Consider the following 10,748-nt stretch of genomic DNA (forward strand, 5'->3'; position numbering starts at 1 on the left):
TCTCCGGTTTGTACCGCGGGTGAACCCGCTCCCACAGGGGGTATGTGTGCGTCCCGTAAACCAGGATCAGAACACGTTCAACGGGTAATCCACGATCACGCGCAGTTCATCGTTGTCGCTGTTGCTGTCGATCGATGCATAGCCCTGGCTGCCACGGTGGGTGGCATAGCGCACCAGCACCGACAGGTCCTTCAGATCACCCTCCTGGAACACATACTTCACGTCCAGGTCGCGCTCCCAGTGCATGGCGTTCTTGCCATCGGCACGGTAGTAGTCGTAGTGGGTGGTGTCCTGGGTAGCCTTGGTCAGGTCCGCTTCACCGCGCGAGTACGACAGCACCGTGGTCAGACCAGGGATGCCCACACCGGCGAAGTCATAGTTGTACTGCAGCTTCCACGAACGCTCGTTTGGCGCGTTGAAATCCGAGTACATGCGCGAGTTGTCCAGGTAGATGCTGTCGCCCAGGTTGATGTAGTCGAACGGCGTGTTGCCATTGACCCGCTGGTAGGCGGCAGTGACGCTGTGGAACCCGGCGTTGACGGTGAAGTGCACGCTGTAGGTGTTGTTGTCGATCTTGCCCAGCAGGGCCTGGCCGGTGTCCTGGGTGTGATAGAAGTGCACGCCCGGATTCAGGCTGACCAGGTCGTTGACCACGTAGGTGTAGTCGAAGTCGGCGTAGTACTGGTTCCAGATGTCCTTCAGCTCGGCTGCATACAGGTTGGCGGTAACGTTCGGGGTACCGCTCCACGACGCGCCGGCCCAGTTCAGGTGCTTGCTCTTGTCATGCTCGTCCAGCGAGCCGTAGTAGGTGTCGATGCGGCGGTGGCCGCTCTGGTTGTACGGCTTGGTGAAGCTGACCTGGCCGCCTTCGAGCAGCAGGCCGTCGATGCTGGTGTTGGTCAGGCTAACACCACGGAAGGTCTGCGGCAGCATGCGGGATTCGCCGCCGGCGATCACCGGGTTGGTCAGGAACAGGTCACCGGCTTTCAGCTCGGTGCCGAAGGCCTTGAGCTTGACTGCGGCACCGGCAGTGGAGAACGAATGCGGGGCAGCACCCAGTTCGTCTTCGTTCTTCTGGTGGGTTGGCAGGATGCTGGTGCCAGCATGGCCGCCACCGCCGTCCAGTTTCAGGCCCAGCATGGCATGGGCATCCAGACCAAAGCCGATCACGCCCGGGGTGTAGCCCGACTCGAAGCGTGCAACCGCGCCCTGGCCCCACTCGCGGGTATCGCGCACGCCGGCGTTGCGGTTGTCGCGGTTGAAGTAGGCATTACGGAAATGCAGGTTGAAGGACGAGCCTTCGATGAAGCCATCAGCCTTGTCTTCATCTGCCTGGGCGGCGAAAGGGATCGTTGCAGTCAACGCAATGAACAGCGGGGTGAAACGAAACGCGGAAGGCACCGGTACTAGCTCCTTTGGTCTGACGGTGGGGCAGTTTTTATTTTCGAATGTGCGTCTTTTTTATAGGTGAACGTTACAGCTGGGCTGATAGTTAAAGCACATAAAAAAAGCCGCTGATCGGCAGCGGCTTTAAAAGGCTAACATATCGGCACCGGTGGTGCCCATGGCGTAGCCAAGGGAAAACGGGAGCAGCGACAGCGCTTGATCAGCTGTCGGCATTGGCATCGATAGAAACCTTGGAAGCTGTCTGTTTTGCGTCTTTGGCTGAATCGGCCTGCTGTGCGGCTACGGCTTCGCGGAACTCTTGGTGGACTGCGGCAAACTCAGCGTTACGGGTGACGAACGCCTGGGATTCTTCGGCCATGGCCAGGGGCGACAACAACAGGGAAGACAGGACGAAGACGCTGGCAATACCCATACTGTTGGACATTTGAAACTACCTTCTTGCGGTGCAAGTGCTAATGAGGACGGGGGTAAAGTTAGTCCTTTCAATACACTTGAAACAGAGCGAAGTGCGATAAGCACTGTTGCGCAAAAGGTAATTATCGCAGGAAAAAGCAATAGGACTTTCGCCGCAAAGCCGCATGCTAGAGAGCCTGCGCGGTTTTTACTTTTGTGGGAGCGGCCTCCTGTCAGGCATGGGTGGGCAGCCTGATACCAAAGGTATTGGCCCCAGCCGCACTACGCACAAACACCTCCCCACCATGCATCAGCGCAATCGCCTTGACGATCGCCAGGCCCAACCCGTGGTTTCCCCCGCCGCTGTTGCTGCGTGCTGCATCCACCCGGTAGAAGCGTTCGAACAGCAACGGCAGGTGCTCATCGTCGATCGCCGGCCCCGGGTTGCTCACGGCGATGCTGACCTGCTCCGGCCCGGCAGCGATCTGCACCTCGATCACCTGGTGCGGTGCAGTGTGCTGCACGGCGTTGTTCAGCAGGTTGATCAGTGCCCGGCGCAGCTGCGCCTTTTCGATGGGCACCTGGGCATCGCCGCTCACGCTCACGCTGACCTGCGCGTCTTCAAGGATGTAGTCCAGGTAGTCGAGGGTGGTCGCCACTTCTTCGGCCAGCGAGGCCTGGGTCAGGGCGGTGGCCTTGCTGCCCTGGTCGGCGCTGGCCAGGAACAGCATGTCGTTGATGATGCTGCGCAGGCGCTCCAGCTCCTCTAGGTTCGATTGCAGCACTTCGAAGTAGTGCTCGGCGCTGCGCCCGCGGGTCAGTGCCACCTGGGTCTGGCCGATCAGGTTGGTCAGCGGCGAGCGCAATTCGTGGGCGACGTCGGCATTGAACGCCTCCAGCCGCGAATAGGCCAGGCTTACCCGGTCGAGCGCAGCGTTGAAGGCGCCAGCGAATTGCGCCAGCTCCGGGGCCAGGGCGTGGGTCTGCAGGCGCCCGTCCAGGCGCGGAGGGGCCAGCGCCTGGGCCTCAACGGACAATGCCAGCAGCGGGCGCAGGCCGATGCGCGCCACCCAGTAGCCCAGCAGCGAGGCCAGCAGCACGCCAAGCACCGCCAGCCCGACAATCGCCACCAGCAGGCTGTGCTGGGCCTGCCAGAAGGTTTCGGTGTCGATGCCGATCAGAAAGCGCAGCGGCGGTCGCTCACCCAGGGCCGGCAGCTCGCTGACCAGCACCTTGTAAGGGTAGGGCCGGTCGGGCAGGCGCAGGTCGCGCATGCCCTGTGCCCCTTCGGCGAAGGCGCGGACCAGCTCGCTGGGGTGGCCGTATTCGTAGGCCGGGTTGCTGCTGACTACCCAGAAGCGAATACGCTTGTCCTCTTCACTGAGCAGGTTGAGCTTGTTGTTGATCTTGACCCAGTGTTCCGGGCTGCCGAAGCGGTTGAGGGTGGATTCGAGCACGCTGAAACGTGCATCCAGCTCTGCCTGCGGCAGCAGGTCGAGGCTGCGGTCGACCTGGCGGTACAGCGCCGAGCCGATCAGCAGGAACACGCCCAGCGCCACTAGGATGAACAGTGCCGACAGGCGCAGCGCGATGGAATTACCCGGCACGGTTTTCCAGGACATAGCCCATGCCTCGGATGGTGTGCAGCAACTTGTTGTCAAAAGGCCCGTCGAGCTTGGCGCGCAGGCGCTTGATCGCCACTTCGACGACGTTGGCATCGCTGTCGAAATTGATGTCCCAGACCAGCTCGGCAATCGCCGTCTTCGACAGGATTTCGCCTTGCCGGCGGGCCAGCACGCTGAGCAGCGAGAACTCCTTGGCCGTCAGCTCCAGGCGCTGGCCGGCGCGCGTGACCTTGCGCGCCATCAGGTCGATCCACAGGTCACCCACCTGCACCTGCAGGGGTTCATGGTTGCTGCTACGGCGGGTCAGGGCTTGCAGGCGGGCGACCAGTTCGAGGAAGGAGAACGGCTTGCCCAGGTAGTCGTCGGCACCCTCGCGCAGGCCATGGATACGGTCTTCGACCCGTTCGCGGGCGGTCAGCATGATCACCGGCGTCTGCTTGCGCGCGCGCAGGGCGCGCAGCACGCCATAACCGTCCAGGCCCGGCAGCATCACATCCAGCACGATCACTGCATAGTCACCTTCCAGGGCCAGGTGCAGGCCGTCGATGCCGTCCCGCGCCAGGTCGACGGTAAACCCCTGCTCGCTGAGGCCGCGATGCAGGTAGTCGGCGGTTTTTTCTTCGTCTTCGATGATCAGTACACGCATGAGCTTGTCCTAACTGGCACTGGGCGCCGCCGCACGGGCGGCCCGGCGGCGGTGGAACAGGCGCTCCAGGGCCAAGTATATGACCGGGGTGGTGAACAGCGTCAGCGCCTGGCTCACCAGCAGGCCGCCAACCACGGCGATGCCCAGTGGCTGGCGCAGTTCGGCGCCGGTGCCGAAGCCGAACATCAGCGGCACCGCACCGAGCAGGGCGGCAAGGGTGGTCATGATGATCGGCCGGAAGCGCGTCAGGCAGGCCTGGTGGATCGCCTGCTCCGGCGTCAGGCCATGGCGGCGTTGGGCTTCGAGGGCGAAGTCGATCAGCAGGATGCCGTTTTTCTTGACGATGCCGATCAGCAGCACCACGCCGATCAGCCCCATGATGCTGAAGTCCTGGCCCATGGCCCACAGCAGTATCAGCGCGCCGAGGCCGGCCGAGGGCAGGGTGGAGATGATCGTCAATGGGTGGACGAAGCTTTCGTACAGCACACCGAGGATGATGTACACCGCCACCAGTGCTGCCAGGATCAGCCATGGCTGGCTGGACAGCGAACTCTGGAAGGCCTGGGCCGCGCCCTGGAAGTTGCCGCTGATGGAATCGGGCATGCCCAGCTCGCGCTGGGTGCGTTCAAGGATGGCCACCGCATCGCCCAGGGCCACGCCAGGGGCCAGGTTGAACGACAGGTTGGCCGCCGGGAACAGGCCGTCGTGGCTGATCGACAGCGGCCCGGTACCGGGCGGCGCCACATGAGCCACTGCCGACAGCGGCACCATCTCGTTGGTCAGCGGCGAGCGCAGGTAGAAGTAGTTGAGGCTTTCGGCCTTGCCACGCTGGCGGGCATCCAGTTCGAGGATCACCTTGTACTGGTTGGTCTCGGTCTGGAACTCACTGATCTGCCGCTGGCCGAAGGCGTCGTACAACGCCTGGTCGACATCGGTGGTGGTCAGGCCGAAACGTGCCGCGGCCTGGCGGTCGATATCGATGCGGGTGACGCTGGCGCCCAGTTGCAGGTCGTTGGACAGGTCGCGCAACGCCGGGTTTTCCCGCAGGCGCTCGGTCAGGCGCTGGGTCCACAGGTTCAGCGCCATGCCGTCGTTGCTCTTGAGCACGTACTGGTACTGGGTGCGCGACGGGCCGGAGCTGAGGTTGATGTCCTGGCCGGCGCGCATGTACAGGACGATGCCCGGCACCTGGGCCAGCTTGGGCCGCAGCCGGTCGATCAGTGCGCTGGCCGACACATCGCGCTCGCCACGCGGCTTGAGGGCGATCCAGAAGCGGCCGTTGGCGATGGTCTGGTTGCTGCCGGTAACGCCCACCGAGTGGGAGAACGCGCGCACCGCCGGGTCGGCCTCGATGATCTTGGCCAGCGCCTGGTGCTTCTCGATCATCGATGGGTACGACACATCCGCCGCCGCCTCGCTGGTGCCGAGGATGAAGCCGGTGTCCTGCAGCGGGAAAAAGCCCTTGGGGATACCTACGTAACCTGCCACCGCCAGGGCCAGGGTCAGGCCGAACACGCCGAGGGTCAGGCGCTGGTGGGCGAGGGCGTGGTCCAGGCCCTTTTCGTACCACCTGACCAGGCGCTCGCCGAAGCCGCCCTTGTGTTCGCCGGGCGGGCGGCGCATGAACAGCGCACACAGGGTTGGCGCCAGGGTCAGCGAAACCACCACCGAAATCAGGATGGTGGCGGTGGCGGTAAGGGCGAACTCCTTGAACAGCCTGCCGACCACTCCGCCCATGAACAGCAGCGGGATGAACGCGGCAATCAGCGAGAAACTGATCGACACCACGGTAAAGCCGATTTCCCCCGCGCCCTTGAGCGCCGCCGTGCGGCTGTCGTCGCCGGCCTCCAGGTGGCGGTGGATGTTCTCCACCACGACGATGGCATCGTCGACCACGAAGCCCACCGAGATGACGATGGCCACCAGGGTCAGGTTGTTCAGGCTGAAGCCGAAGATGTACATCAGCGCACAACTGGCAATCAGCGATACGCCGAGCACGCTGGACACCACCAGGGTCGCTGACCACTGGCGCAGGAACAGCGCCATCACCCCGATCACCAGGGCCACGGCGATCATCAGGGTCAGCTCCACTTCGTGCAGCGAGGCGCGGATGGTCTGGGTGCGGTCCTGCAGCACCGACACCTCGACCGAGGCCGGCAGCATCTCCTGCAGCTTGGGCAGCGCGGCCATTACCCGGTCCACGGTATCGACAATGTTGGCGCCGGGCTGGCGGAAGATCACCAGGTTCAGCCCCGGCTGGTCGCCGGACCAGGCTTTGACGTAGGCGTTCTCGGCGCCGTTGATCACCTTGGCCACGTCCTTCAGGTGCACCGGTGCACCGTCACGGTACGAGACGATCAGCTGGGCGTAGTCGTCGGGGTGGAACAACTGGTCGTTGGCGGCGATGGTCGACACGCTGTGCTCGCCGTACAGCGCGCCCTTGGCCAGGTTCAGGCTGGTCTGCTGGATGGCGTGGCGCAGGTCGGCCAGGGTCAGGCCGATGGCCGCCAGCTTCTCGGGTTGCGCCTGCACGCGGATCGCCGGGCGCAGTTGCCCGGTGATGTTGATCAGGCCCACCCCTTCGATCTGGCTCAGCTGGCGCGCCAGCAGGGTTTCGGCGTAGTCGCTGAGTTCGTTGCCGGGCATCTGGCTGGAGCTGACGGTCATCACCAGCACCGGGCTGTCGGCGGGGTTGACCTTGCGCCAGGTCGGCGGGTTGGGCAGGTCTTGTGGCAGGCGCGCAGTGGCGGTGTTGATCGCCGCCTGCACTTCCTGGGCGGCAGTGTCGATGTTCTTGTCGAGCGTGAACTGCAGGATCAGGGTGGTCGAGCCCAGCGCGCTGCTGCTGGTCATCTGGGTCATGCCAGGGATGGCGCTGAACTGCACTTCCAGCGGCGTGGCCACCGACGAGGCCATGGTTTCCGGGCTGGCGCCGGGCAGCTGGGCGGTCACCTGAATGGTCGGGAAGTCTGCCTCAGGTAGCGGCGCTACCGGCAGGCGCGGGAAAGCGATGGCCCCCAGCAGCACCAGGGCGAAGGTCAGCAGCAAGGTGGCGATGGGGTGGTCGATGCACCAGGCCGAAACACCGTTGCGCGTGTTCATGGCTGGCTCCGGCGGTCAGCCATTTCCGAGGGGGCGGGGGCGTCGGGGGCCACTTCGACCCGCGAACCGGGCTTGAGCCGTGACTGGCCGTCGAGCACCAGGCGCTCGCCCGGCTTGACCCCGGCAATGATGTTCAGCCCGCTGTCCTGGTACAGCACCTTGACCGGCACACTGGTGACCCTGTCACCGTCCAGGCGGTAGACGAAGTGCCCGTCGACGCCGCGTTGCACCACCGGCGGCGGCACGACCAGGGCGTTTTCTTCCACTGCGGTGCGCAGGCGAATGGTGACCAGCTGGCCCGGCCACAGGCGGCCGTCCTTGTTGTCGAACTCGGCTTTTACCCGCACGGTGCCGGTGGTGGTGGAAATCTGGTTGTCGATCAGCGCCAGGTGGCCTTCACCGAGCAGGCTGCGTTCGCCGTCGGCGTCCATATAGGCCTGCACCAGCGCCGGGGTGGGCGCCTTCAGCAGGCTCTGCAGGGTCGGCAGCATTTGCTGTGGCAGGGCGAACTCGACGGCGATCGGGTCGATCTGGGTGACGCTGAACAGGCTGCGGGTATCGCTGGTGCGCACCAGGTTGCCGGGGTCGACGTTACGAATACCCACCCGGCCGGTCACCGGCGAGCGGACCTGTGTGTACGACAGCTGCACCTCGGCATTGGCGATGGCTGCCTGGTTGCCCTTGACCGTGGCCTGCAGGCGGTTGACCAGGGCCTGCTGCTGGTCGAGGGTCTGCTTCGATACGCCGTTGTCGGTACTCAGCAGGCGGTAGCGCTGCAGGTCGACATTGGCGACCTGGATCTGCGCCTGGCTCTGGCCCAGTTCGGCACGGGCCTGGTCGAGGCTGGCGCGGATGGCACGGTCGTCGAGGGTGGCCAGCAGGTCGCCTTCCTTCACCCACTGGCCTTCCTTGACCAGCACCTGGGTCAGTACCCCCTCCACTTGCGGGCGCACTTCGACGCTGTGCAGCGACTGCACCGAACCGATGGCGCTGGCATAGCGCGGCACGTTCTGCTGGACGACACTGACCACGCGCACCGGCACGGCGGTTTGCGCGCGGGCGGCAGGTGCGGGCTGGCGCTGGCCGAACCAGAGACCCGCTACCGCCAGGACGAGGAGCGCCAGGGTGGCGAGGAGGACAGGGCGGGACGGACGTCGCATCGGCGCGGGCACCTTGGCCGGAGGGGAGGGAAGGGAGCTGTATTCAATCTTATAGCCCCCGAACCGGGTCGGCAGCGTGACCGCTGGCTGACAGCGCTGTCAGTTTCGCTTGCCGCGCCACTACGCACCTAGCATGCGAACTGCGCCCCCCTGTGGGAGCGGGCATGCCCGCGAAGAATACAACGCGGTGGATGGCACCGGCTGTGCCGGTGTTCGCGGGCACGCCCGCTCCCACAGGGGCCGTGGCAGGCTTTAGTTTTTGAGCAAGGCGATAGTCAGAAGCCGATGAAGGCGTAATACACCGGGGGGGTGTTGGTGGTGCGCAAACCATACCCCTGCAAGCTCGTCACCAGCGCCGCATCCTCCACATGCAGGGTCCACTGTGCCCGGTCATCCTCCGGCAACTGCGCCAGGGCCGCAGCAAACGCCCCCATGTCAGGCAGGTAGGCAGTAAATCCGTTGCCCTTGAGCGCACTGGTGGTCATCCCCAGCGCCTGGCACACCGCCACCTTCGCGGCGATGTCATCGCGGTCGGCCTGGCGCGAGGCCTGCACCAGCGCCTCCAGTTCGGCATCGACCAGTTGCGTGCCGTGAATCAGATCCGGCCCCTGCTGCCAGGCTTCCGGCGGGCAGTCCTTGCTGTCCGGCCGCAGCGGGATATGCGGGTTGATTTCCACCGGGTAGATGCGACAGACCAGCGGGCGCTGGTCATAGATGGTGCACAGGTCGTTGTCGTCAAGGTTGCGGCAGCGGCCGGGATTGAACGCGGCAAAGGTCACCGATACGCGCGCCTCGCTGTCGCCGCAGGGCACGGGATGGGAACGACGCAGCACATGATCACGTTGTTCTACCGGCATGCCAGGGCCGTCCGCCACGAAGGCTTCGATCAGCACCACCACCTGGCCGGCGTTGTCCGCCCAGCGGCGTGCTTCGGCCAGGGTCAAGGGCACGTGGTGGCCGGTGCAGCACTTGCCGCAGCCGGTACAGGCGAAACGCAGGTTGTCGGTCACTTGGCTTCCGGGCTCCATTCGCTGACAAAGGCGCGCTGGTGCTGGCGGTCATACAGGCACAACTCGGTGCCGGTGCGCTGCTGCATGTGCTTCTGGGGGTAGACGCCTTCGATCAGCAGGGCACTCATGCCCACCTGGTCATCGAACTCGGCAGGCTTGCTGCGGGCGTGTGCGTCCTTGAACTGGCTGGCGGCCAGGCAGGCCTTGAGCATCTGCTGGCGCTGCTCGTTCCAGGCCTGGCTGCTGGAGGCCTGGGCAATACCGCTGAAGAGGGCGCAACTGATCAGGATAGAGCTGAGAAACTTCATACACGATTCCGGCAAGTTACTTGCGAGGGGCGCGAATTATGCCCGACTCGACCCCGGCGGCAAGCCGGGGAGTTTGTCTCCGAATATATCAACGCTCGGCGAACACCACGGCGCGCGCCGCCACCACCAGACAATCGGTCAGCTCCGGCGAGGAGAACTTGGTGAGGATGGCATTGGCCCCGGCCTGGGTCGCCTTTTCGCTGCTCATGGCGCTGTCCAGCGAGGTATGCAGCAATATGTACAGGTGCTGGAAGTCGGGGGTTTCGCGCAGGGTGCGGGTGAAGGCGTAGCCGTCCATTTCGCTCATTTCGATGTCGGAGACGATCACGTTGATTTCCTGCGCGGTGCCTTGCAGGTCCAGCAACACGTTGATGGCGTCCTTGGCGCTGCGCGCGGTGTGGCATTCGACGCCGAGGTTGCGCAGGGTGTGCACCGACTGCTGCAGGGCCACCTGGCTGTCATCCACTACCAGGATGTTGGCGGCGGCCAGCAGGCTGGCGTCTTCCTCGCTCAAGGTGCGCTGAGGCGGCTCAGGCGTCGGCGGGGCGATGGCATGGATGACTTTTTCGATGTCCAGCACCTGCACCAGGGTGTTGTCGACCCGGGTCACGCCGGTGATGAACGATCGGCTGCCTGAGCCATAGGGTGGTGGTTTGATGTCGGTGCTCAGGCAATGCACGATGCGGCTGACCGCCTGCACATGCAGGCCCTGACGCGAGCGGCTGATCTCGGTAACGATCAGACAGCCACCGTCCGGGTCGGCCAGCGGCCGTTCGCCAATGGCGCGGGACAGGTCGATGACCGACAGCGGGTTGCCGCGCAGGGTCGCCACGCCTTTCACGTGGGGGTGCGATTCGGGCAGCTTGGTCAGCGGCGGGCAGGGGATGATCTCGCTGACCTTGAGCAGGTTGATTGCCATCAACTTGCCGCTGCGCAGGGTGAACAGCAGCAGGGACAGCGAGTCCGCGCGGGCATTTTGCGTGGCCATGGTGACCTTCATGGGGAACAGGGAGTAACCGGTTATCGGCCTGTTCGGGCTTGGCTTTAGTCATTTTGCACCGAGCCAAGGAATGCTCGGGCCCCTGTGGGAGCGGCTT

9 protein-coding genes are annotated in these 10,748 nt (G+C 64.5%); all 9 read right to left on the bottom strand.

Features of this window, described 5'->3' with window-relative positions; genetic code table 11:
* Positions 1-66: 66 nt before the first annotated feature.
* The 9 genes from M2S36_RS16985 to M2S36_RS17025 all read right to left on the bottom strand — a co-directional run bounded on the left by M2S36_RS16985 (position 67) and on the right by M2S36_RS17025 (position 10,639).
* The gene (locus M2S36_RS16985) at positions 67-1,401 is read right to left on the bottom strand and encodes an OprD family porin (RefSeq protein ID WP_207832499.1); all 1,335 of its coding nucleotides are present in this window, start codon (positions 1,399-1,401) and stop codon (positions 67-69) included.
* A 205-nt stretch (positions 1,402-1,606) separates the two neighbouring features.
* A complete protein-coding gene (locus tag M2S36_RS16990) occupies positions 1,607-1,831 on the bottom strand; it encodes a hypothetical protein (RefSeq protein WP_207832502.1) in 225 nt (74 codons plus the stop codon).
* Positions 1,832-2,033: 202 nt separating this feature from the next.
* Positions 2,034-3,422, bottom strand: coding sequence for a heavy metal sensor histidine kinase (locus tag M2S36_RS16995; protein ID WP_233687286.1), 1,389 nt, complete (start codon positions 3,420-3,422; stop codon positions 2,034-2,036).
* Positions 3,397-4,071, bottom strand: coding sequence for a heavy metal response regulator transcription factor (locus tag M2S36_RS17000; RefSeq protein ID WP_063911272.1), 675 nt, complete (start codon positions 4,069-4,071; stop codon positions 3,397-3,399). Before M2S36_RS17000 ends, M2S36_RS16995 begins: the two co-directional genes overlap by 26 nt.
* Positions 4,072-4,080: 9 nt before the next feature.
* The gene (locus M2S36_RS17005; protein ID WP_333957488.1) at positions 4,081-7,173 is read right to left on the bottom strand and encodes a multidrug efflux RND transporter permease subunit; all 3,093 of its coding nucleotides are present in this window, start codon (positions 7,171-7,173) and stop codon (positions 4,081-4,083) included.
* The gene (locus M2S36_RS17010; protein WP_333957489.1) at positions 7,170-8,333 is read right to left on the bottom strand and encodes an efflux RND transporter periplasmic adaptor subunit; all 1,164 of its coding nucleotides are present in this window, start codon (positions 8,331-8,333) and stop codon (positions 7,170-7,172) included. The genes M2S36_RS17005 and M2S36_RS17010 overlap by 4 nt, the downstream gene beginning before the upstream one ends.
* A 275-nt stretch (positions 8,334-8,608) precedes the next feature.
* Entirely contained in the window at positions 8,609-9,343 is a 735-nt protein-coding gene (locus M2S36_RS17015) for a YkgJ family cysteine cluster protein (RefSeq protein ID WP_333957490.1), read from the bottom strand.
* Positions 9,340-9,651, bottom strand: a complete 312-nt coding sequence (locus M2S36_RS17020; RefSeq protein ID WP_025337739.1) for a hypothetical protein — start codon at positions 9,649-9,651, stop codon at positions 9,340-9,342. Before M2S36_RS17020 ends, M2S36_RS17015 begins: the two co-directional genes overlap by 4 nt.
* A gap of 88 nt (positions 9,652-9,739) precedes the next feature.
* Positions 9,740-10,639 carry a chemotaxis protein gene (locus M2S36_RS17025; protein WP_233693857.1) on the bottom strand — a complete coding sequence of 300 codons (900 nt, stop codon included), beginning with the start codon at positions 10,637-10,639 and terminating at the stop codon, positions 9,740-9,742.
* Positions 10,640-10,748: the final 109 nt, after the last annotated feature.

This window comes from Pseudomonas sp. SF2 (assembly GCF_036858055.1).
GTDB lineage: Bacteria > Pseudomonadota > Gammaproteobacteria > Pseudomonadales > Pseudomonadaceae > Aquipseudomonas.